This is a genomic window from Prevotella scopos JCM 17725, assembly GCF_018127785.1.
Classification (GTDB): Bacteria; Bacteroidota; Bacteroidia; order Bacteroidales; family Bacteroidaceae; genus Prevotella; species Prevotella scopos.
Window position 1 is genome coordinate 1,151,886 of record NZ_CP072390.1, and the last position, 24,262, is coordinate 1,176,147.

21 protein-coding genes are annotated in these 24,262 nt (G+C 42.5%); 14 read left to right on the forward strand and 7 right to left on the reverse strand.

Going from position 1 to position 24,262, the window contains the following annotated elements:
- Positions 1–248 precede the first annotated feature (248 nt).
- On the forward strand, positions 249–827 hold the full coding sequence (locus tag J4856_RS10265) for a hypothetical protein (RefSeq protein WP_025839190.1): 579 nt from the start codon (positions 249–251) through the stop codon (positions 825–827).
- Positions 828–899: 72 nt separating this feature from the next.
- Here J4856_RS10265 and J4856_RS10270 read toward each other — a convergent pair whose 3' ends face one another.
- From J4856_RS10270 to J4856_RS10280, 3 genes are all read right to left on the reverse strand, one after another.
- A complete protein-coding gene (locus tag J4856_RS10270) occupies positions 900–1,775 on the reverse strand; it encodes a hypothetical protein (protein ID WP_025839188.1) in 876 nt (291 codons plus the stop codon).
- Positions 1,776–2,228: 453 nt separating this feature from the next.
- A complete protein-coding gene (locus tag J4856_RS10275) occupies positions 2,229–3,683 on the reverse strand; it encodes an aminoacyl-histidine dipeptidase (RefSeq protein WP_065367747.1) in 1,455 nt (484 codons plus the stop codon).
- A gap of 64 nt (positions 3,684–3,747) precedes the next feature.
- Positions 3,748–4,776 carry a lysylphosphatidylglycerol synthase transmembrane domain-containing protein gene (locus J4856_RS10280; RefSeq protein ID WP_025839186.1) on the reverse strand — a complete coding sequence of 343 codons (1,029 nt, stop codon included), beginning with the start codon at positions 4,774–4,776 and terminating at the stop codon, positions 3,748–3,750.
- Positions 4,777–4,854: 78 nt separating this feature from the next.
- On the opposite strand from J4856_RS10280, the gene rsmA reads away from it, so the two are divergent.
- The 4 genes from rsmA to rsgA all read left to right on the forward strand — a co-directional run bounded on the left by rsmA (position 4,855) and on the right by rsgA (position 7,921).
- Positions 4,855–5,658 carry a 16S rRNA (adenine(1518)-N(6)/adenine(1519)-N(6))-dimethyltransferase RsmA gene (gene rsmA / locus J4856_RS10285; RefSeq protein WP_025839184.1) on the forward strand — a complete coding sequence of 268 codons (804 nt, stop codon included), beginning with the start codon at positions 4,855–4,857 and terminating at the stop codon, positions 5,656–5,658.
- Between the two features lie 22 nt (positions 5,659–5,680).
- On the forward strand, positions 5,681–6,160 hold the full coding sequence (locus J4856_RS10290; protein WP_025839182.1) for a GAF domain-containing protein: 480 nt from the start codon (positions 5,681–5,683) through the stop codon (positions 6,158–6,160).
- Between the two features lie 103 nt (positions 6,161–6,263).
- Positions 6,264–6,824 carry a ribosome recycling factor gene (gene frr / locus J4856_RS10295; RefSeq protein WP_025839181.1) on the forward strand — a complete coding sequence of 187 codons (561 nt, stop codon included), beginning with the start codon at positions 6,264–6,266 and terminating at the stop codon, positions 6,822–6,824.
- Positions 6,825–6,976: 152 nt separating this feature from the next.
- Entirely contained in the window at positions 6,977–7,921 is a 945-nt protein-coding gene (gene rsgA, locus J4856_RS10300) for a ribosome small subunit-dependent GTPase A (RefSeq protein ID WP_025839179.1), read from the forward strand.
- A gap of 327 nt (positions 7,922–8,248) precedes the next feature.
- Here rsgA and J4856_RS10305 read toward each other — a convergent pair whose 3' ends face one another.
- The 4 genes from J4856_RS10305 to lysS all read right to left on the reverse strand — a co-directional run bounded on the left by J4856_RS10305 (position 8,249) and on the right by lysS (position 13,437).
- Complete coding sequence (locus J4856_RS10305; protein ID WP_065367746.1) at positions 8,249–8,983, reverse strand: inorganic diphosphatase; 735 nt, start codon at positions 8,981–8,983, stop codon at positions 8,249–8,251.
- Positions 8,984–9,196: 213 nt separating this feature from the next.
- The gene (locus J4856_RS10310) at positions 9,197–10,555 is read right to left on the reverse strand and encodes a glucose-6-phosphate isomerase (RefSeq protein WP_025839177.1); all 1,359 of its coding nucleotides are present in this window, start codon (positions 10,553–10,555) and stop codon (positions 9,197–9,199) included.
- A gap of 6 nt (positions 10,556–10,561) precedes the next feature.
- Positions 10,562–11,557: an NAD(P)H-dependent glycerol-3-phosphate dehydrogenase gene (locus J4856_RS10315; RefSeq protein WP_025839175.1), complete on the reverse strand. Its 996-nt coding sequence runs from the start codon at positions 11,555–11,557 to the stop codon at positions 10,562–10,564.
- 143 nt (positions 11,558–11,700) lie between these two features.
- Positions 11,701–13,437 carry a lysine--tRNA ligase gene (gene lysS, locus J4856_RS10320; RefSeq protein WP_025839173.1) on the reverse strand — a complete coding sequence of 579 codons (1,737 nt, stop codon included), beginning with the start codon at positions 13,435–13,437 and terminating at the stop codon, positions 11,701–11,703.
- 454 nt (positions 13,438–13,891) lie between these two features.
- On the opposite strand from lysS, the gene J4856_RS10325 reads away from it, so the two are divergent.
- The 9 genes from J4856_RS10325 to J4856_RS10365 all read left to right on the forward strand — a co-directional run bounded on the left by J4856_RS10325 (position 13,892) and on the right by J4856_RS10365 (position 24,153).
- Positions 13,892–14,308, forward strand: a complete 417-nt coding sequence (locus J4856_RS10325) for a PaaI family thioesterase (protein ID WP_025839171.1) — start codon at positions 13,892–13,894, stop codon at positions 14,306–14,308.
- Complete coding sequence (locus tag J4856_RS10330) at positions 14,309–15,355, forward strand: isochorismate synthase (RefSeq protein WP_025839169.1); 1,047 nt, start codon at positions 14,309–14,311, stop codon at positions 15,353–15,355.
- 94 nt (positions 15,356–15,449) lie between these two features.
- Positions 15,450–17,111 (forward strand): 2-succinyl-5-enolpyruvyl-6-hydroxy-3-cyclohexene-1-carboxylic-acid synthase, encoded by a 1,662-nt coding sequence (menD, locus tag J4856_RS10335; protein ID WP_025839167.1) that lies wholly within the window; start codon positions 15,450–15,452, stop codon positions 17,109–17,111.
- An 84-nt stretch (positions 17,112–17,195) separates the two neighbouring features.
- Positions 17,196–18,023: a 1,4-dihydroxy-2-naphthoyl-CoA synthase gene (menB, locus tag J4856_RS10340; RefSeq protein WP_065367745.1), complete on the forward strand. Its 828-nt coding sequence runs from the start codon at positions 17,196–17,198 to the stop codon at positions 18,021–18,023.
- 194 nt (positions 18,024–18,217) lie between these two features.
- Entirely contained in the window at positions 18,218–18,613 is a 396-nt protein-coding gene (locus J4856_RS10345; RefSeq protein ID WP_044081193.1) for a GxxExxY protein, read from the forward strand.
- Positions 18,614–18,762: 149 nt separating this feature from the next.
- Positions 18,763–19,800: an o-succinylbenzoate synthase gene (locus J4856_RS10350; protein ID WP_025839163.1), complete on the forward strand. Its 1,038-nt coding sequence runs from the start codon at positions 18,763–18,765 to the stop codon at positions 19,798–19,800.
- A gap of 56 nt (positions 19,801–19,856) precedes the next feature.
- On the forward strand, positions 19,857–20,888 hold the full coding sequence (locus J4856_RS10355; protein WP_025839161.1) for an AMP-binding protein: 1,032 nt from the start codon (positions 19,857–19,859) through the stop codon (positions 20,886–20,888).
- A gap of 293 nt (positions 20,889–21,181) precedes the next feature.
- Complete coding sequence (locus J4856_RS10360) at positions 21,182–22,108, forward strand: magnesium transporter CorA family protein (protein WP_025839159.1); 927 nt, start codon at positions 21,182–21,184, stop codon at positions 22,106–22,108.
- Positions 22,109–22,263: 155 nt separating this feature from the next.
- On the forward strand, positions 22,264–24,153 hold the full coding sequence (locus J4856_RS10365; RefSeq protein WP_025839157.1) for a DUF349 domain-containing protein: 1,890 nt from the start codon (positions 22,264–22,266) through the stop codon (positions 24,151–24,153).
- Positions 24,154–24,262: the final 109 nt, after the last annotated feature.

Genomic DNA, 24,262 nt, shown 5'->3' on the forward strand with positions numbered 1-24,262 from the left:
CATCAATAAAAATAGAAGGTGTGAAAATTTATCACAATACACACGAACATAAACATCCTAATCCAACTCCCTTTACATCTAAAAAACTCACACAACGACTACATACTTATCCCATTGCTATAAAACTTCAGCACATTATTTGTCATTGTTGCTTTTTTTTATACCTTTGTAACAAATTATCATATATAACTAAACGAATGAAGAAATTACTTATTTTCGCACTGTTTCTTGGCTTGCACACAGCAGCTATAGCACAGGAAACTAATGGATTAGAAAAGAACAAAGCCGTTTACTTGGAGCTATTGGGCGCATCAAACCTTGCAGGTATCAACTATGATGCACGTTTCAACGACCACACACGTTTTGGTTGGAGAGCCGGATTGAGCTTCGGTTATGGTCATAATTCCAGCATTTTCTGGGAAGGTTCAGACGTACGTGGTTATGCTGTACCATTGGAAGTTAACTATCTCTTAGGTAGCCAAAAGAACAACCTTGAGCTTGGTGTGGGTGCCAGTGTGGGTATATACAATATACACGGTATCTTTGTGGAGTCTGTAGATGGTCCGAAGTCTTCGTTGTCAGCTGACCAACAGAAGCATGCTGTGGGAGAGTATAACACTCCAGAAGGAACAAAGACCTGGCTGGCTTACAATGAGAGTCGTAACAAATTCGGCTACTATATCTTTGGAAACGTCGGCTATCGTCACGTATCTAACAAGGGTTTCCTGTTCCGTGCAGGTTTCAGTCCTTCTTTTACTATTGGGGAGAAGAATGCAGTTAAGAAAGCGTTCTTCTATCCATACCTCGGCTTCGGTTGGGCATTTTAATTAAGAAACAGATAATAACAAAAGCAGGGACGTACATATCGTGCGCCCCTGCTTTTGCTATATAAGGAACAACTAAGGGATTACCTTATCTATTACACAACCATAATTAACTTCGTCATCACGCTTCATTTCCACATACACTGAGTCAAATGGAGTGTAAGTATCATGAAGATAAAAATAGACTTTACTTCTTATCTTAGTACTATCACCAGAATCCATGAATTCAGATGCAACCTCTATATTCCGAAGATGACGTGAGAAGACTTTCGTTGGACAGATTGATTGAAATCCATTATTAGTAACCTGCTGTACAAAGTTACTACTGCCATAGATGTGGGCGAGCTTTATAAGCGATGATTTATCTACTGGTTTCTGCTGTGCTTCGTGGATATATCGAATATAAAAATCTGTTGCTAAATCCGACTGATCCCATGCCTTTGGTATTGAATAAGACTTAACTTTTCCACCTTTAGAGAAGGCTAATACAAAAGGAAAGCCTTCATCTGTCTCAGCTTGATATATACCAACAGAAACGTATGCCGTAGTGTTAGTAATCTCAATGGAAGGACGAACATAGAGTTGATAGGTACTATCTGTACTAATAAAGTCGTTTACCGTAAATTCCTTTTTATCAAAGAGTAGCTTACCTTTCTTTGATACGGTAACAAGAAGTTTCTTTTCAAACATCTTGTAGTATTTTATCTTCCTCTTGGTATCCGCAGTTTGTATAAGAACATGCCAATCATCGTAAACGGTATCGACGACTGTTTCCAAATTGTTAAAGACACGTTGAGGTAAATCTGTTTGCTTTTGAACAACAACGGAATCCTTTTTAGGAAAAGCCTTAACCACTTTCCGACTCCCATCGGTACATGCAACTATTATTACCACACCAAGGAATGCTAAAAGAGTTGTGGCAATAAACTTTGCCAATCGATGCTTTCTCATAATTTTCTTTTTACTTAAGATTAGTCCTTAAACCTTATTCCCAATTAGTTATAGCCCTTGACCACTTTTTAAAATATTATCGAACGAATCGTTTGTCATATGTAACGAAAGTATTACGAACTACTCCAAGTTAGAGAGTCAGACAAGATGATGACATAAAATGAAAGAGATTCGAAAACAAAACGATTACGAAAGATAGAACTCAACTCTATATATAGGATAACTTACTTTATATAACGATAAAATCCTTTACCATTATATACCAATTTGCTAACACCAAACTCCCTGCAGAATATTGCCAAAAATAGAATGGAATCAACGTATTAAGATTTATCAGAAACTGATGAATTAAAATCTCGAGAATAAAGAGTTCTTTGATAAAAACCATAAACGGTCTCCCGCTTTCTTATAAAAACGGAAGACCATTGCATTTTCATTCTATTATGATTAGCCTTACTTTACAGGAATCTCCTCTAAAGTCTGAACAAGAAGTTTCCAAAATGGCTCAACAGTTGCTATCTCAAGACGCTCTTTTGCTGTATGTGGACTGCGGAGAGTTGGACCAAGACTAACAACGTCCATACCTGGATACTTACCGAGGATGACTGAACATTCAAGACCAGCGTGGTCAACCTGCACAATACCTTCTACACCATTCTGCTCCTTATAAACCTTCTTCAAGAGGTTAAGGATTTCACTGTCTGGGTTTGGATCCCAACCACCATATTGACCACTGAAGACTGTCTTCATACCAGCCATATTGAAGCAGCTCTCCAACTGAGTAGAGATATAATCTCTCATGTCCTCACGACTTGAGCGAGCAAGAATCATAATAGAAGCCTTGGTTGGCTCAATATGAATAATTGCAAGGTTTGACGAAGTCTCAACAACATTTGGATAAGATGGAATCATACGCAAAACTCCATTGTGGCAAGCATAGATGGCGTCAATAAGATTGTCCTGGATATCTACAGGAACAAGACTTACAGGCTTCTCTACATCCTCTACGAAGAACTCAACATTTGGTTCAATACCCTTGAATTCATCTTCTACGAGTGCCTTCTGACGAGCAACCATTTCCTTCAAAGCAGCAACATTCTCCCGTGGCAAAGACAAGACAACCTCTGCCTTGAATGGGATAGCATTACGCATATTACCACCTTCCCAAGAAGCTAAGCGTGCACCGAGTTGAGTAACGGCATTACGAACGAAGCGAACCATCTCCTTATTTGCATTGGCACGTCCTTCATTGATTTCAAGGCCAGAGTGACCACCACGTAAACCCTTCAAGGTTACCTTAACAGCAGCAGTCTCATCATTCTGAACTTCCTTATATTCTATGGTTGAAGTAATGTCAACACCACCTGCAGAACCAATCACAAACTTGCCCCATGTCTCTGAGTCGAGATTCATAAGGATGTCACTGTGTAACTCACCACTTGGCATTTCGTTAACGCCATACATACCCGTTTCCTCATCACGAGTGATGATAGCCTCAACAACACCATGCTTCAATGACTTATCTTCCATAATAGCCATAATAGCAGCAACGCCGATACCATCGTCAGCACCAAGTGTAGTGTTATTTGCATATACCCATCCATCCACGATATGGGTTACGATTGGATCGGTCTCAAAGTTATGATTACTATCTGGAGCCTTCTGTGGAACCATGTCCATGTGAGCCTGCAACAGAACCGTCTTGCGGTCTTCATAACCCGGTGTAGCAGGCTTACGCATTACTACATTGCCTCCAGCATCTACGTAGGATTCAACACCAACTCTTGCAGCAAAGTCTAACAAGAATTTTTGTACTTTCTCTGGTAATCCAGAAGGACGTGGGACCTGTGTCAGATCATCAAAGTTTCTCCAAAGGCCTTCTGGCATAAGATTTCTGATTTCACTCATAATGTTGATTTTAAAAGGTTATTATCATTGTTTATTTATCGTTCAAAACTTTCATCCATTACTCTTACTCTGCAGGGCGGGTAAGTTCCTTAGGTCCACCCAACGTCACTGGTGTCTTCGTAAAGCTCAGTGCTATCCATGCATAAACACCTAAGAGGATGACCAGCAAGGTTTGAATAGTATGCACAATTAGCACAAAATAGAGTGCCTGATTGTCTGCCACCCCATAAAGTATCAGCATTGTCTTGACTGCAAAGTGCCATGGTCCTGCCCCATTAGGTGTTGGTACGATGACAGCCACAGAACCAACAACAAAGCTCACAAGCGCACATGAAAGACCGAGATGTGCTGTTGCATCAAAGCAAAAGAATGTCAAATAATAATGTAGGAAATAACTTCCCCATATCGCTAAACTATAGAAGATAAACAAGGGGATATTCTTTACCTCACGTAAGGAACATATTCCCTGCCATATACCCCCCAGCATCTCTTTCACTTTCTTGTAGAGAGACAAGTGACGTAGCATATAGTAGATAAGAATGATAGACGCCACACCACAGATAGCTGTAACAAGCCAACCTGTTGGTGAAAACATCCCAAAGATATCATTAAGCCGTGTACCTGTCTTTGAAAAGAAATTGGTAAACACTGGTATCTGCATCAGAAAGGCGGTAGCACTAATCAGTAGTACGATAAGCGTATCTACTGCACGCTCAGTCACCACCGTACCAAGAGCTTTCGGGAAGGGAACTTTATCGTATCTATTCAATACTCCACAACGTGCAAACTCACCAATGCGTGGGATAAGCAAGCTAACAGCATATGAAAGAAAGATAGAGTTCACACAAACCGACGAGCGAGGATGCTCACCGATAGGCTCTAGACTCTGCTTCCACCTCCACCCACGAAAAGTCTGTGCCAATATGCCAAAAGGGAGAGAGAGAATCATCCAGGTCCAGTTCATGTCATGTAAAAGAACATACTTAATACTAGAGAAGTCGAATCCCCTATACATCCAATAAAGGATTGCACTTCCAAGTAGCAACGGCAATGCAATCTTCACCGTATTGTTGAACACCTTCTTCGTCGTCATATAATGGAGCAAAGATAATTAAAATGTTTTTTAATGCAAAATAAAATGCCTATCTTTGTAGGCAAATAAAGAAAAATTATGAAATTAGTCAAGCCAAAGAAGAATTTGGGGCAGCACTTCCTTACCGACTTAAGCATTGCTCGCCGGATTGCTGACACCGTTGATGCCTGTCCTGATATCCCTATTTTAGAGATTGGACCGGGTATGGGTGTCCTTACTCAATATCTTGTTGAGAAGCCACGTGAAGTGAAAGCTGTAGAGATAGACTCGGAAAGTGTTGCTTTCCTCTACGAGAAATTCCCTAAGTTACGTGAGAATATTCTTGGACAAGACTTCCTCCGCATGGATTTAAATGAAGTCTTTGATGGTAGACAGTTTGTGTTGACAGGCAACTATCCTTACGACATCTCGTCTCAAATTTTCTTTAAGATGCTTGAGTATAAAGACCTTATCCCTTGCTGTACGGGTATGATACAACGTGAGGTTGCACAGCGTATGGCTGCAGGACCTGGCTCAAAGACGTATGGTATCTTATCCGTCTTGATGCAAGCGTGGTATAATGTGGAATATCTCTTTACCGTAGATGAGAATGTCTTCAACCCTCCTCCAAAGGTTAAGAGTGCCGTTATCCGTATGACACGCAACGAAGTGACGGACATTGGCTGTGATCAGGTACTCTTTAAACGTGTGGTGAAGACTGTGTTCAACCAGCGTCGTAAGATGTTACGGGTGAGCTTACGACAGATATTCAATGCGGTTAAACCTACTGATGGTTTCTATGAGCAAGACATTATGACCAAACGTCCAGAGCAACTATCTATCGCTCAGTTTGTTGAACTAACAAACATGGTTGAGGAACAGTTGAAGATTATTGGACAATAAATAGGAAGAAATATAACTCCTAATGACAAGAAAAGAACAATATAACCAACTCATACTACAGATTGCCGGACTTATTAGGGATGAAACAAACCTTGTGGGTATCTTAGCAAATGTGTCAGCAGCACTGCATGACACCTTTCCAGAGCGTTTCTTTTGGGTAGGCTTTTATCTCCAAGAGAATGGAAATATGTTGAGATTAGGTCCTTTTCAGGGGTCAGTAGCCTGCTACGTCATCCCATTCGGTAAGGGTGTCTGTGGGAAGGCATGGGAAGAAGGATGCACCCTCATTGTTCCCGATGTAGAGAAATTCCCCGGACACATTGCCTGTAGTAGTCTTTCCCGCAGCGAGATTGTTGTTCCGATGTATGATGACTCACATACTTTCCGTGGTGTACTCGACATTGATAGTACCCAGCTCAACGACTTCAACGAAGACGATAAAGAAGGTTTGGAACGTATCATCAAACTACTAATGGCAGAAACACATGACCTCTTCCAATAGAAAGGATAGAAAACCTTGTTTTGACAAAAAAGTAAAGTAAAATCTTGTGCATATCCGAATTAATACCTATTTTTGTAAAGTAGAAATTTAATATTACGAATATATGTTAGACGTTAAGCAGACATTAAATGATGCCAGCGAGCGCATGGAAATGGCAACGATGTATCTCAATGATGAGTTGCAGCGCATCCGTGCTGGCCGTGCAAACGTAGCCATTCTCGATGGTGTACGAGTAGATTCTTACGGTTCAAAGGTTCCTTTGAATCAAGTTGCCACAGTCATGGTGCCTGACGCCCGTACCATTGCTATCAAGCCATGGGATAAGAAAGCTATCAAAGATATTGAGAAGGCTATCATGGATTCTGATGTTGGTATCACACCAGAGAACAATGGTGAGCTGATTCGTCTGAACTTGCCTCAACCAACTGAGGAACGTCGTCGAGACTTGGTAAAGCAGTGTAACAAGATTGGCGAGCGTACAAAGGTTGAGATTCGCAATGTTCGTTCTGACATCAAGGAAAAACTAAAGAAAGCAATCAAGGATGGTCTTTCTGAAGACAATGAGAAGGATGCAGAAGAGAGCTTGCAGAAGATTCACGACAAATTTATCAAACAGGTCGAATCATTGCTCGAAGAGAAGCAGAAAGAGATTATGACCGTTTAGGAAAACATAGTGGCCCCTCCCCCTTACCCCTCCCCCAAAGGGAGGGGAGTAGTCACCACCATTAATCTGAATAGAATTGTGGTAGTCGGTACATATCACTCCCCTCCCTTTGGGGGAGGGGTAAGGGGGAGGGGCCACTCTTTTTTATTTTTATGCGCGGCTTAGTAATAAAGAACACAGGTAGCTGGTACACGGTAAAGACCGAGGAAGGCAAGATGATAGACTGCAAGATTAAGGGAAATTTCCGTCTGAAAGGAATACGCTCTACTAATCCTGTGGCAGTTGGTGATCATGTCGTTATCACGCCTAATCAGGAAGGGACAGCTTTTATCACAGAGATAGAAGACCGCAGCAATTACATTATCCGAAAGTCGCCTAACCTCTCTAAGCAGAGCCATATCCTCGCTGCTAACATTGACCAAGCGTTCTTGATTGTTACGACAAACTATCCCGAGACCTCCACAACATTCATCGATCGTTTCCTTGCCTCTGCCGAAGCTTACCGCATCCCGGTGACACTCGTTTTCAATAAGCACGACTTGCTTGATGAGGACGAACTACGTTATCAGCATGCCGTAATGCGCCTCTATGAATCAATCAACTATCAGTGCGTAGAGATACAGGCGAGTGCAGAGCATGATAATGATTACAGCGTAGAGAAGCTAAAGCCATTGCTAGCAGGAAAGGTAACCCTTCTGAGCGGTAATAGTGGTGTTGGGAAATCGACGATTATCAATGCTCTTCTGCCCCATGTAAACCTCCGCACAGCAGAGATTTCCGATGCACATAATACGGGAATGCACACAACAACATTCAGTGAGATGCTGGAATTGCCAATGGGCGGATATCTCATTGACACACCGGGCATTAAAGGTTTCGGAACCTTTGATATAGAACGAGAAGAACTAACAAGCTACTTCCGTGAGATATTCAAGTTTTCAAAAGATTGTAGATTCTCAAATTGTACGCACACGCATGAACCTGGTTGTGCTGTAAGAAAGGCTGTTGAAGAACATTATATCGCTGAAAGTCGATATAATAGTTACCTATCTATGCTCGAGGATAAGGAAGAAAATAAATATCGTGAGGCCTTTTAGCTTCACGATTTTTTGTTTGTCGCAAATCATTTTCATGAACAGAAAGAATCATTTGCCCAATAGGAGAAAAGTAGTAAGATTAGCACACTGAAAACTAATAATAAAGGATTTCTCGTGTATGAGAAGCATTCCTCAGAAAGAGAGATACTATTACAGAAAACAAGAAAATTGTTTTATTTCTGTTTGCTGTCATTTTTAACATTTCACATATCTCTCTGTAACACAGCAAATTAAACACCCACTCCAACTGACAGGAATGACAGGAACTCCAGTTTATCAATTTCTTGGTAAAACGAGAGCGACTGACTAAACACTAAAAACTATTCGTCAACGTTTTTCAAGACTATCCAAGACATGCTCCCAGTTATCTGCAAACTCTCTGATTGTTGGGAATAAGATATTTGCACCTTCATTCAAAAGTACTGAGTCGGCTAATGGGCCACTATTGATAGCCACTGTATAGCAACCTGCAGCAGCCCCTGCATGTACGCCAAGCGGTGCATTTTCAACAACAATACCTTCTGAAGGCAAGTAATTTCCAGCCTTTTGTAACCCCATCAAATAAGGATCAGGATTAGGTTTACCCCGTTTCACATCGTAGGCAGTCGTAATTTGATCGGCGGAGACAAAGTCACCAAAATCCCGAGTGACACGCTCTATCAACGGAAGTTGTGCACTACCTGTCACAATACCAATCTTCAATCCGCTCGCCTTAATCTTCTTCATAAGGGCGACTACCCCATCAAACACCTTAGCTTCAGGCATCTTGTGGAAGTAATGCGCCTTCACATCATATATCCGTTGCGCCTCTTCCTCGGTTAGGTCCTTACCAAGTTGCTCCTTGGCATACTTACGGATCGTATCAACACCTCGTGCGCCCTCAGTTGCGTAAGAGTCTTCAACCGTAAAATGAATGCCAAACTCCTTCATCGCACGTTGCCACGCAACACCATGATTTGGCATTGAATCATAAAGGACACCATCCATATCAAAAAGGACTACTTTAGGATTTCTCCCAGTCTCCCCTGTTGAGAGGATGTTTTGCTGAGATTGGGACGACATAGGCTCTTTCTTCACCTTATTATATATTATTATCCTCAAGTCCTTCTACACAATGTGAAGAACTTGAGGATACATTAAGAATATTATAAACTAGTACTCCCCTTGAAGTCCAACCCACGCTACCTCTAGAACTATATTTTACTGAGTACCCCTCCCCTTTCAGGGAGGTTGGGTGGCACTTCACCCCCTCTTTCGGAGGGGTTGGAGCCAACTTTAGTTATCCTTATTCAGTCGCTCCTGAATCGCTTTACTTTCAGCCTCATAGCCCGGCTTATTGAGAAGAGCAAACATATTCTTCTTATAAGCCTCAACACCTGGCTGGTTGAAAGGATTAACACCCTGAATAAGACCGCTAATACCACAAGCCTTCTCGAAGAAATAGATGAGCTGACCAAGGTAATACTCGTTCAACTTAGGAACGCTGACACGAATGTTAGGAACACCACCATCAACGTGTGCAAGGCGTGTACCAAGCTCTGCCATCTTGTTTACCTCATCAACACGCTTACCAGCAAGGAAGTTCAAACCATCAAGATTCTCCTCATCCTGTGGGAAGAGAACCTTCGCATTAGGCTCCTCAACAGATATAACGGTCTCAAAGATAGAACGCTCGCCCTCCTGAATCCATTGACCCATTGAGTGAAGATCGGTTGTGAAGTCACAAGCTGCTGGGAAGATACCCTTACGGTCCTTACCCTCGCTCTCACCATAGAGCTGCTTCCACCACTCTGCAAAGAAGTGGAGCTTTGGCTGGAAGTTAGCGACAATTTCAATCTTCTTACCTGCCTCAGAGTAGAGGCCCTGACGAACAGCAGCATAACGTGCAGCAATGTTGTTTGCAAAAGGAACATCGTTAGAAGTCTCTTTCTCCATTACCTGCGCACCCTCAACGAGTTTCTGAACATCGAAACCTGCAACAGCGATTGGCAACAAACCTACTGGTGTAAGAACAGAGAAACGACCACCTACATTATCAGGAATGATGAATGTCTTATAGCCTTCCTTCGTTGCAGCAGCACGTGCAGCACCCTTATGCTCGTCGGTGATAGCAACGATAACGTCCTTAGCATTTTCCTTACCAAGCTGATCCTCACATTGCTTCTTCAAAAGACGGAATGCGAGTGCTGTCTCAGTAGTTGTACCAGACTTAGATATATTGATAACACCAAACTTCTTGTCCTTCAGATAGTCTGTCAACTCAGCAAGATAATCCTCACCGATGTTGTTACCTGCAAAGAGAATCGTTGGATTCTTCTTGTCATTTACAAGCCAAGCGAAGCTGTTACCCAAAGCCTCGATGACAGCACGGGCACCGAGGTAAGAACCACCGATACCTGCTACGACAACCACCTCACACTTCTCACGGAGTGTATTGGCAACTGACTGAATCTCAGAAAGGAATGCAGGAGTAATACTTGATGGCAAATGCAACCATCCAAGGAAGTCATTACCAGGGCAAGTAGCTTTCTCTAAAGCTTCCTGAGCTGCAGCAACATGAGGGGCAAAAGCCTCTACTGCGCCCGGATTCAAGAACTGGGCGGCTTTTGTGATGTCTAACTTAATACTTTCCATTTGTGTTTATCTAAATGAATCTGTTAATAATTTTATTTCTACTTGTGGACTAATACGTTCGTAAAGGATGTTATATACAGCATCGAGGATAGGCATGTTAACATGCAGGTGACCATTGATTTCCTTCATACACTTTGTTCCGAAGTAACCTTCGGCAACCATCTCCATCTCAATCTGTGCCGATTTTACGCTGTATCCTTTTCCTATCATCGTACCAAAGGTGTGGTTTCGCGAGAATTTGCTATAGCCCGTCACCAACTGGTCACCCAGATATACGCTATCGATGATAGAACGTTTTATCGGATTAATCGTGTCGAGGAAACGTTCCATCTCCTGCATTGCATTCGACATCAATACAGCTTGGAAGTTATCACCATACTTCAATCCAGAACAAATACCAGCTGAAATGGCATAAACATTCTTCAGAACCGAAGCGTATTCAATACCAAGAACATCGGGAGAAGTCTTTGTCTTGACGTAGTTTGACTTTAACACCTCCGTAATAGCACGTGCCTTCTCGCCGTCAGAACAGCCTATCGTAAGATAGGTGAGACGTTCCATCGCCACTTCCTCTGCATGAGACGGGCCACCAATGACAGCAAGGTTGTCGTAAGGAATACCATAAGCCTCATGAAAATACTCTGAACAAACAAGGTTCTCATCAGGGACAATACCCTTGATTGCCGTCAAGATTAGCTTTGTATTCAGCTTTGTCTTTACCTTCTTCAATAGTGCTTTCAGATAAGGAGAAGGAGTAACAAACACCAAGGTATCATACTCCTGTATGATCTTATTGATATCCGATGAAAGTATCACCTCATCCATATTGAACCTCACACTAGTAAGGTAAGATGGATTATGACCTCTCCGTCTGAACTCTTCTAACTTGTCGTCACGTCGGAAGTACCAACCAATATGATGCGTATGTTCCACAACAATCTTGGCGATAGCCGTTGCCCAGCTACCGCTTCCAATGATTGCTATTTTACCAATGTCGAACATAGTCATTAAAGCTAAGAATGTAAAAAGGTAATAAGGTAAAATAAATGAGCAATGTATTAAAACTTAACACCCTTGCATCAATAATATTTACCATATAATTTCTACTCTTTCCTCCTTCCAAGCCGTTTTACTTTCTTACTTCTTTATTTTTCCTTAGCTTTGTCAATCCACTGTTGGATATCATTAACTGAAGGCTTCTCATAACCGAGTTTATACTTCTTGTTGATTTCGCCAAGCTTCTGTTGTAGGCCCTGTGCCTTCTCGTCTTTGATATCAGAGATGAGGTTGAAGCCTGCCTTACGCAAAACATATACCCAATCTTCAGCAACACCAATCTCAGCCCATTCCTTAACAGATGATTGAGGAATCTTTGGCTCTGGCTTCATCTGTGGGAAAAGCAATACTTCCTGAATGTACTCCTTACCAGTCATCAACATCACCAAGCGGTCAATACCGATACCAATACCAGAGGTTGGAGGCATACCATACTGCAAAGACCGGAGGAAGTCCTGATCGATAATCATCGCCTCATCGTCACCCTTATCAGCCAAGCGCATCTGTTCAACAAAACGCTCCTCCTGATCGATTGGGTCGTTCAGCTCTGAATAGGCGTTAGCCAACTCCTTCCCATTCACCATCAACTCAAAACGCTCTGTCAGTCCTGGCTTAGAACGGTGCATCTTTGTCAGTGGCGACATCTCAACAGGATAGTCGGTAATAAAGGTTGGTTGAATATAAGTTCCCTCGCAGAACTCGCCGAAGATTTCATCAATAAGCTTACCCTTACCAAAGCTCTCATCAATCTCTTCTAACTTCAGTTCGTTAACAGCAATATTGCGAATCTCTTCCTCTGTCTTTCCATTGAGGTCGAAGCCTGTCTTCTCCTTGATTGCATCAAGGATAGGTAGACGACGGAATGGTGCCTTGAAGCTGATAACCTTGTCACCAACCTGTACCTCTGGCTTACCATTCACCTCTGTACAAATCTTCTCAAGCAAACGCTCGGTGAAAGACATCATCCAGTTGTAGTCCTTGTATTGTACGTAAAGCTCCATACAGGTGAACTCAGGATTATGGAAGCGGTCCATACCTTCATTACGGAAGTTCTTACCGATTTCATATACACCCTCAAAGCCACCAACAATCAGGCGCTTCAGATAAAGCTCTGTTGCGATACGCATATACATATCAACATTCAGCGCATTGAAGTGTGTGATGAATGGACGTGCACTTGCACCACCAGCAATACTCTGCAAGGTTGGTGTCTCCACCTCTGTATAACCAGCCTCATCGAAGAACTGGCGCATAGTACGTAGTACGGTAGCACGCTTCAAGAAGGTATCTTTCACCCCATCGTTCACAACGAGGTCAACATAACGCTGACGATAACGCTGTTCTGGATCGTCAAACTTATCGTAAACCTCGCCATCCTTATACTTAACGACAGGCAATGGTTTCAAGCTCTTTGACAAAAGGGTAATCTCCTTCGCATGAACAGAGATTTCACCCATCTGTGTCTTGAACACCTCTCCCTTTACTCCGATGAAGTCGCCAATATCAAGCAACTTCTTGAAAACCTTGTTATATAAATCTTTATCCTCACCCGGACAAATATCATCACGAGTGATATAAACCTGAATTCTACCTTTGCTATCCTGTAACTCAACGAATGAAGCTTTGCCCATGACACGGCGTCCCATCATACGACCCGCAATAACAACCTCACGGTGTTCGTCCTCCTTGAACTGCTCCTTAATATCAGTAGAGTAAGCATTCGTTGGAAACTCTGCTGCTGGATAAGGATTAATCCCCATCTCACGCAATTCCTGCAGGCTTTGGCGGCGACCAATCTCCTGCTCAGATAATTCTAAAACGTTCATATTTATAATTAAATCGAATATATTCTTATAGTTTGCAAATTTACTAAATAATTAGCAAAATATAGATGGTTTTTTCTTTTTTATGGCATTGAAAGATACTTAAAATCAAATCAAGGCTACTCTTATTCCTATTACGCTATCCTTATCACCCATTAACTGCACCGACCCTTATAAGGAATCACAAGTAGTATGATATTCGGCACACATGGTGCTGAGGCTCCGCACCATGCGTGCTGAATCCCCGCACCATCTGTGCTGACGCCCCGCACCACATGTGCGGAGTACAAGCACAATTATAGGAGACCGAGAGGTAATCTCAAACAAGAACTATAAGGATGTTATGTTCATCGCAAATCTGTATGTCGTCTTTCCCTAACTATCGACTTAACCCAACTTTGATTTTGCTATCTATCCAACTTTTATTATCTTTGCATTGTATTAAGTTGATTAATTTATGAACATAGAACACATCATAAAGAGTATCCATCAAGAAGACGGACTGAGCCGCACGCTTGGTATGGAGTTCATCTCTACACCAGAGGATGACACTCTGCAGGCGAGAATGGCTGTCGATGACCGCAACAAGCAACCTTTCGGTTTCCTCGCAGGAGGTGCTTCCTTGGCATTAGCTGAGAATCTTGCAGGTATCGGTTCGATGGCATTATGCCCAGGGAAAATGGCTATGGGCATCAATGTACATGGCAATCACGTCAAGGCTATGCCTTATGGTGGTTCGGTCACTGCCTATGGGAAACTGATTCATAAAGGCAATACCTTACATGTATGGAACATTGATATCAAGAATGATGAGGATAAGCTCATCTCAAGCATCCAAGTGACCAACTATGTCATAGCCCCACAGGAGAAATAAATGAATCCTTTTTTTATCTTTCGTGAGCCTTTCAAAGAGATTTGCCATTGCTACACTCAATCGGAGAAGCCGACTGTGATAGCTTCGCTTGCAGCACTCGATGGGCGTAAAGGACTTGTCATTGCGCCTTTTTTCAATGATGACAACAACGCAATCTATCTATTGGATGGACAAGACAGCACTTCCACTACCCTTCCATTAGATGGTAGCAAAGGCTTTGACGCTATTCCTGACTGGCAGGACGACTTCTCCTTCTCGATAGAAACAACTTCTCCACGTGAGGGCTATCACAACGCCTTCACTCGTTTTCATAAACATCTAGAACACAACACTTTTCAAAAGCTAGTTTTGGCACGTTCTATTATAGAACAAAAAGATGAGAAGACAAGTCCTCGAAATATTTTTCTCAATGCTTGTAAGAAGTATCCACGTTCCTATATAGCGCTTTTCTTTACAGAAGAAACTGGTATGTGGCTGATTGCAAGTCCTGAAATCTTGCTCAATGGTAATGCTGATGGTTACCAAACTATGGCACTAGCTGGTACAATGAAGTATGAGGGGGAGGATATGCGTTGGTCAGCTAAAAATCAAGAGGAACAACAACTCGTTGCCGATTACATCCGCAACTGCTTGCAGCCATTTGCCGCAGAGATAACTGAAAGCAAACCTTACACTGCCCGTGCAGCGCACTTGGCACATCTCAGAACTGATTTTGCTTTCCGACTTAAAGATACGCAGCGACTCGGCACCTTCCTCACTGCCTTTCATCCGACCCCTGCCGTCTGTGGTATGCCGAAGATTGAAGCCCAGCAGTTTATCCTTCATAACGAAAAACTCAACCGCAGTTATTACAGTGGTTTCAGTGGATTGCTTGGAGAGAATGGCACGGCAAAACTTTTTGTCACCCTTCGTTGTATGCAACTCACCCGTTCTGCCTGTCGGCTTTATGCTGGTGGCGGGCTTTTAAAGGGAAGCAGCGAGGAGAACGAATGGCTGGAGACAGAGACAAAACTTGACACTATGCGCCAGTTGTTAAATCACAATTAGAATTATGGACATATTGGGCTTATGAGCCTTATTAGGCTTATTAGCCCAATACCCCTAACCATCATCACCCAACATTCACCACCCAATACCCACAATGTACAGCAACAAAGAAAACGTTAACATCCTCACATCCTTACTCGTAAAGGAAGGTATTAATAAAGCCGTCGTATGTCCAGGTTCTCGTAACTCCCCTATTGTACATAACCTTTGTACTTGTCCTGACATAGAGTGCTTTCCCGTTACTGACGAGCGGTCGGCAGGTTTCGTTGCTTTAGGTATGACATTAGCTGATAATGACCCTGTTGTTGTATGCGTCACATCTGGCTCGGCATTACTCAACGTGGCACCGGCTGCCGCAGAGGCTTATTATCAGAATCGTCCACTGATTATCATTTCAGCTGACAGACCCACACAATGGATAGACCAGCAAGATGGTCAGACAATTCAACAACATCAGACCTTAGAGCCTAATGTCCGCAAGAGTGTAACACTTCCAGAGCCTCATAACGAGGAGGAACACTGGTTTTGCAATCGGTTGATCAACGAAGCATTACATGCAACACGTTTGAATGGTGGTGGTCCTGTACATATTAATGTCCCTATCAGCGAACCACTCTTCGAATATAATGTCCCTCAACTCCCCAATGAGCGCAAGATATCCCTGCATCCTGCTTCAACAGATGATAACTACGTCTATGAAATGGCTGCAGACTTCTTCAGTGGAAAGAAACCAATGATTATTCTTGGGCAGCTCATTCCCGAGGTCGTGGGCAATACACTAGATGCAATAGAGGCTTTGAAGAAATGTGCGGTCGTCATACAAGAGAAGTTGGCTGATGATGACATCGCCCCAGCACAGCCCACCGACGAAGTACTGAAGATGATTGGGGAAGATGAAGCATATCATCCTGACCACCTTTTATATATAGGCGGGACCATCGTAAGCAAACGACTCCGCCAGTTTTTGCGTAAGAGCAAGTGTAAAATGTCAATCGTGGTTAATGAGAGTGGCGCGTGTTGTGATACTTTTATGAACGCTACAGACATTATCCAAGGATGCGCCGAAGATGTTATAGGTATCTTTGCCAATGAAACGGAGGATGGTAAAGAGAAAGACTTTGTTTCGCTATGGAAGAAGGCATTCGATAAGGCCTTAGCAATCCGTGAAACAATCAACCCACGTTTCTCACAATTGTTGGCTGTCAAGACTTTTCACGAGAAGATGAGAGAAGAAGCGATTGATGGAGAGTTGTTTTATGGCAACAGCATGGCAGTGCGACTGGGTAACATCTTCTCTGACCAGTATATCTATGTCAACCGAGGTGTGAATGGTATTGAAGGCTCATTGTCAACAGCTGTTGGCTATGCCATTGCCCATCAGGAAGAGGAAGACGTTTACTGCGTTATTGGCGATTTAAGTTTCTTCTATGACCAGAATGCATTATGGAACGAGTCGCTTTCACCTAACCTGTCTATCCTCTTACTGAACAATGGCGGTGGCGGTATCTTCCATCAACTCTCTGGACTTGAACATTCACCTTATCGAGATAGTGCCATTGCTGCCCAACATACGACTTCAGCAGAAGGAATCTGTCAAGCACATGACATCGTCTATCTCTCTGCACATAATGAAAAGGAACTGGATGAGAATCTTGATAAGTTCTTCAATTCAGAGGAAGGACCAGTACTACTGGAAGTTTTCACAAACGCAGCGGATGACGCACAAGCCCTAAGAGATTATTATCAAGCATTTTAACAAAGTGAACTTGCCATAGTCAGACTTTTTCTAAGAGATGACTTGGTAAGTTCCTCATATTTTTATCATAAACAAAAAGACCCTATGGAGAAAAGAGAATGGAAGACTATTAAAGGCTTCAACTTTGAAGAAATACTCTTTGAGGAGTACAACCACATAGCAAAAGTAACCATCAATCGTCCCCGCTATCGCAATGCCTTCACACCGAAGACAGTCTGGGAAATGTCGCAGGCCTTCAACTATTGTCGTGAAGCCCTTGATATACGCGTTGTCATTCTCACTGGTGCAGGTGACAAGGCTTTCTGCTCTGGCGGTGATATGCACGTAAAGGGACATGGCGGATATATTGGTAGTGATGGTGTTCCACGCCTCAATGTACTTGACTTACAGATGCAAATTCGTCGTCTTCCAAAGCCAGTCATCGCAATGGTGAATGGTTATGCTATTGGTGGTGGACACGTACTTCACGTAGTATGCGACCTCTCTATTGCTTCTGATAACGCTATCTTCGGTCAGACAGGACCAAAGGTTGGTTCCTTCGATGCAGGTTTCGGCGCATCTTATCTGGCACGTATTGTCGGTCAGAAGAAGGCTCGTGAGATATGGTTCTTGTGTCGTCAGTACTCTGCTGTGGAAGCTGAACGAATGGGATTGGTCAACAAGGTGGTTCCTTTCGATCGTCTCGAAGACGAGTGTATCGACTGGGCAGAGACAATGATAGAACGTTCCCCACTCGCTCTCCGTATGATGAAGGCCGGCTTTAACGCCGAACTTGACGGACAAGCAGGTATTCAGGAGCTTGCTGGTGACGCCACTATGCTCTACTACACACTTGATGAAGCACAGGAAGGTGGCAAGGCTTTCCTTGAAAAACGTAAGCCAGACTTTGACAAATATCCACAGTTCCCATAAGACAAGGGAACTGTGAGACAAAATATTGGAGCCATTAAGACATAGTAACAGATGAACATTGTTCTAATAGTAACATATTCTTCTAATTATATGATAATATAAGAGCTATCCTATTAATAACACATTTAGCATCTGAGTAACAAAAGAGTCAAATGCTTATAATCATACTTTGAGAAAATACAAAAGAACTTAACATGAAGGAACCTGATATTATAACAACCGACCAACTAATAACCGAGGTTATAGAATGTGCTAAACGCATACGTCGACAACTTGGGCCAGGATTCTTAGAAAAGGTCTATAAAAATGCAATGGTTGTTGAACTGCGAAAGCTAAAACTCAACTTTGAAACAGAGAAACTCATCCAAGTACTCTATGATGGGATTGTTGTCGGTGAATATCGTACTGACATTATTGTTGAGGGAAGGCTCATTTTAGAACTTAAAGCTACACAGGACCTATCAATTGCCAATGAAGTTCAACTGGTAAACTATCTGACATCAACACAAATAGATGATGGGTTGCTTATCAACTTCGGGGCTGATAAACTTCAATTTAAGCGAAAGTATCGTATATATCGTAAACTATAAAGAGTCGTATTACCCTAAGAAAGTACCCCTCTGTTACTATATCTCAAAAAGATGATGTTACTTTCAGAACTATGTTCACATGTTACTATGTCTTCCATGCCACCACGTTTCTATTGTCTCACATTATCATGTCTAATTAAGAGCATACAATGTACAACATAAACATCTCCTCTCGCACCCTCCACTTCCTCCACCCTGCGGGTACTTCTCGTGGTATCTACACAACGAGGAAAAGTTATTACATCACGATGACTGATAGCAACCAGCCAAGGGTGACAGGTATCGGGGAATGCGCAACGCTCCCCGACCTATCGTGCGATGCTATGCCTGATGAGGAATATGAGCAGAAGTTGCGTACTTTTTGTGATGATTTCTGCCGTACAGGCGTCATTGATTTCGATGCGATGCGCCCTTACCCCTCTATGCTCTTTGGACTGGAAACAGCTAAGGCACAACTGGATGCGAAAGGAAGTATCAATCTATTCAACACACCTTTCGGACGAGGTGAAGAGGGTATTACTATTAACGGACTTGTATGGATGGGAACTTTCGAGGAGATGTATCAGCGATTGGAAGCGAAACTCAAGGCTGGTTTCCGTTGTGTAAAGCTGAAGATTGGTGCGATTGACTTTGAGAAAGAACTCGACCTTATACGCCATATCCGTCAGGCTTTCACACGTGAGCAGGTGGAACTACGCGTTGATGCGAATGGTGCCTTTACTCTTAAAGATGCCATGCAACGATTAGAGGCATTGGCACAATACGATATCCACTCCATCGAACAGCCTATCCGACAGCATCAATGGCAGGAAATGGCACGCTTGTGTGCTAACACTCCCTTACCAATAGCCCTTGATGAGGAACTTATTGGTGTCAATAACCCTACAGAAAAAGCGTTATTACTCGATACAACTCGTCCACAATATATCATCCTAAAGCCAAGCCTACATGGAGGTATGACTGGAACAAGAGAATGGATTACAATGGCAAGAGAACGTAACATTGACTCATGGATAACCTCCGCACTTGAGAGTAACATCGGACTGAATGCTATCGCCCAGCTAACAGCTGACATCTACGGTCCAGATATCACCACTCCGCAAGGCTTAGGCACGGGACAACTCTTCACCGATAATATCCCAATGCCATTAGAAATCAGAGGCGACCAGCTTTGGATTAGCGTTTAGGAAAACTTATATTAGCCTTATTAGCCCAATCAGCCTAATAATTAAAAACAATGACAATGACACTACAAAACTTCCTCACAGAATGGCATAATGATAATTCACAACTCCTTGTGCACACCAGTGGCTCAACTGGTAAGCCCAAACCGCTGTGGGTAGAGAAGCAACGTATGCTCAATTCAGCCCGCATCACTTGTGATTTCTTGGGTTTGAAGGCTAACGACACCGCCCTACTCTGTATGCCACTCGACTACATTGCTGGAAAGATGGTAGTGGTAAGAAGTATTGAGCGCAACCTACACCTATTGAGCGTGACACCTTCTGGGCATCCTCTCTCTGACAAGTCTTTATCCGAAGCAGGTATTTCCAACGAGGAGATAACCTTTGCTGCAATGGTACCACTGCAGGTTTATAACTCTCTGCAAATACCTGAGGAGCGTGAGCGTTTGCGCCAAATCCGTCATCTTATTATAGGCGGTGGTGCTGTCGATAATAAACTTTCAGCTGCCTTACACGATTTCCCTAACGCTGTTTGGAGTACCTACGGGATGACAGAAACCCTCTCACACATTGCTCTCCGCCGCTTAAATGGACCCAATGCCAGCGAATGGTACAAGCCTTTTGATGGTGTGAAAATATGGCTCAATGAAGAAGGTTGTCTTGTCATAGACGCTCCTGCCGTTTGTGCCTATCCATTAGTAACCAACGATAGGGCTGAGCTTTCTCCTTCACATATGGAAAATGGAATAGAAACACCTTGTTTCCGTATCCTCGGACGAAAAGATAACGTAATTGATTCGGGTGGTATCAAAATTCAAATTGAGGAAGTTGAAAGCCGCTTGAAATCTTTCCTAACATCCGATTTTGCCATAACGAGCTGCCCAGACGAGCGTTTTGGTGAAACGGTGGTTTTACTTACGACTGATAGCAGCATCGATGCTATTAATGAGATTTGTCAACAACATCTCCCAAAGTTCTGGCAACCTCGCTTCATCTTCCACACGCCGACTCTCCCTAAAACAGGTAATGGAAAACCAGCAAGAGTCGAGATAAAGACTTTAACACATCAGTTATATAAAACAAGAGGATAATATCACGTATATACTTACACCATGTAAGAATAGTGTTAAGCAACAGCATTTTATTCTTCTCACTGTTTACTCACTACATCAACTTTCACATCTTCACAGCCTTTATTGAACAATGAAAAAAGTATTCTTTTGTTTGCCATAACCATTTTTTTTAGCTAATTTTGCATCCACAAAACCAATACGTAATTATCAAATGGACGATTATCACGCGGAAAATTTTAATCTGTAAGCGTGAGGATTACAACAGAAAGTTGCTAATCCCCACACTATTATTTAACTATGGAGATTAGCTAATGAAGACATATTGGAACATTAACGGAACCCTTAATACGATTAAGGAATGGCAGCCTAACTGCTGGATTCAGGTAACTTGCCCAACAGAGCAAGATCAGCAAGAACTCGAAGACACTTTTCATATCCCAGACTATTTCTTATCGGATATTAGCGATACCGATGAGCGAGCACGCTATGAATATGATGACGGTTGGATGCTGATTATCCTCCGTATTCCTTACGTAAAGGAAATTCGATCAAGGACGCCTTATACAACAGTTCCGTTAGGTATCATTCACAAGAAAGATGTGACGATCACAATATGCAACTTCGAAACAAATATGATGCTTGACTTCGTCAGCTATCAACAAAAGAGAAATGAGGGCTTCACTGATTATGTTGACCTCATCTTCCGTCTCTTCCTTTCTTCTTCCGTTTGGTACTTAAAACGACTGAAGCAAATCAACACATTGATTGAAAAAGCTAAACACAACTTGGATAGAGGTGTGGACAACGAGAGTCTGATAGGACTGAGTCGTCTGCAGGATTCGCTTACCTACTTCATCACATCCATTCGTGGTAACGAGAACCTTTTGGCTAAATTAAAGTTTAAGTTGCAGATTGACGAGTTGGATGCCGACCTGATTGAAGACGTAAATATTGAGATGTCACAGGCACGAGAGACAACGAGCATCTACTCTGACATTCTTGAATCAACAATGGATACTTACTCAAGTATTATCAACAACAACATGAACACCGTGATGCGTACGCTCACTTCGGTATCCATCGTTATGATGTTGCCAACGCTTATATCCTCCCTATTCGGTATGAACCTTGTCAATGGCTTGGAAACAAACCCATGGGGATTCCCTGTTGCAATGTTCTTATCAGTCGTTGTATCGGCTGCATCATGGTGGATTTTACGCCGTAAACGCCTACTTTAGAAGGTAGAAATAAAAAAAACAACCTAAAATTAGGTATTTTGAAACTTTTTATATAAGTTTGCAGTTGATATGTTATTGGTAGAAGACTATCGCAGTTTCATGCAATAGTCTGAAACCTTAAATGTGGAAAACCCAAATCACAAATAAAAAGTGAAATGATGGACTCTCATGAAAATGCCCTGAATCAGGGTACAAAAGAAGTTAAGCTGTCTGAAAAAGCTACAACCAACGAAACAACGGAAAAATCCGAAGCGCAGAATGTCAATGCTGATACAGCAGCTAAAAGCCCCGATCAGCCAGTTGAAACACAGCCTAAGGACGAGGCAGAAAACCTTGCCACAAAGGCATATAACTCAAAGAAGGAGATTATAGAACGTCTGAAGGCTATCGTTGATAGTGACGAGACACCTGAAAAGGCAGAAGTAGAACACTTGAAAACAGTTTTCTACAAGTTACATTTTGCTGAGCGTGAAGCACAACAGAAGACTTATCTTGACAATGGTGGTGACCCTGAGAAATATCAGGTACTACCTGATGAGGATGAAGAAATCTTCAAGGCGGAGATGACCATCATTAAAGAAAAACGCCAGAAAGCTTTCCTTGCACTCGAAGAGGAAAAACAACAGAACCTACAGAAGAAAGAAGCTATCATCGAACAAATAAAGGCGATGGCTACTACTCCTGATGAGGCTAACAAGAACTTCGACCAATTCAAGAAACTTCAGCATGAATGGAAGGAATTTAAAACGGTTCCTGCTGAAAAGTCAAACGAACTATGGCGTAATTATCAACTATATGTTGAGCAGTTCTATGACTTGTTAAACCTCAACCGTGAAGCACGCGAATACGACTTCAAGAAAAACCTTGAGAAGAAGACAAAGCTCTGTGAGGCAGCTGAGAAGTTGGCCGATGAGCCAGATATTATCAGTGCTTTCCACCAGTTACAGGAACTTCATCAGGAATATCGTGAGACAGGTCCAGTCGCTAAAGAACTTCGCGAACAGATCTGGACACGCTTCAAGGCAGCTAGCACTGTAATCAACAAGCGCCATCAACAGCACTTTGAAACACTGCGGGCACGTGAGGAAGAGAACCTAAAAAAGAAGACTAACCTATGCGAAAAGGCTGAAGAATTGGCTAAGAAAGAGAACAAGACGTCAGCTGAATGGGAGAAAATAACCAAAGAGATCATAGCTATCCAGCAAGAGTGGAAGACCATTGGGTTCGCTCCACAGAAGATGAACGTTAAGATTTTTGAACGTTTTCGTGCTGCATGTGATGATTTCTTCGGTAGAAAGGGTGAATTCTTCAAGCAAATGAAAGAACAATTTGCTGAGAATGCAGAAAAGAAGAAGGCACTTGTTGAAAAAGCCAAAGCTTTGAGCGAATCTACTGACTGGAAGGCTACATCTGACAAACTCATTGCTTTGCAGAAGGAGTGGAAGACCATCGGTATGGTTCCTAAGAAGATTGGCGACCAGCTTTGGAACGATTTCCTCGCTGCTTGTAATCACTTCTTCGAGGCTCGTAATGCTATACACGCTGACTCTCGTAATGAGGAATATCAGAATCTCAGTAAAAAACGTGATATCATTAGCCAGCTGAAAGAACTCGTTGAGCAGGCTGGTGAGAACCTTCACGAGAAAGTACAGCAGCTTACTGAACAATATAATAAGGTGGGACATGTTCCTTATAAGGAAAAAGATAATCTCTACAAGGAATACCACGAGGTATTGGACAAGATTTATAAAGATCTTCATATAACAGCAGCTCGCAAACGAGTTGACAACTTCCGCAATAACCTCAAGAAGGTAGCTGATCGTGGTGTTGATGCACTCGACAACGAGCGTGGCCGTTTACTCCGCCGCTATGAGCAGTTGAAGCAGGAAATAAACACTTATGAAAATAACCTTGGCTTCCTTAACATCAGCTCTAAAAAGGGGAATAGTCTGATTGACGAGATGAACCGCCGTATCCAGAAACTCAAAGACGATATGGATGAGGTGAAGCAAAAAATCAAGGCTATCGATGCTGAAAATAAGTAAAACAGAAGTATCCTATCAACTCAATCCTTGGTAATCAGTGGATTGAATAAGGAAAAATGAAATAAAGAAAAGGAGGGTGTGTCAAAATGGACACATCCTCTTTTTACCC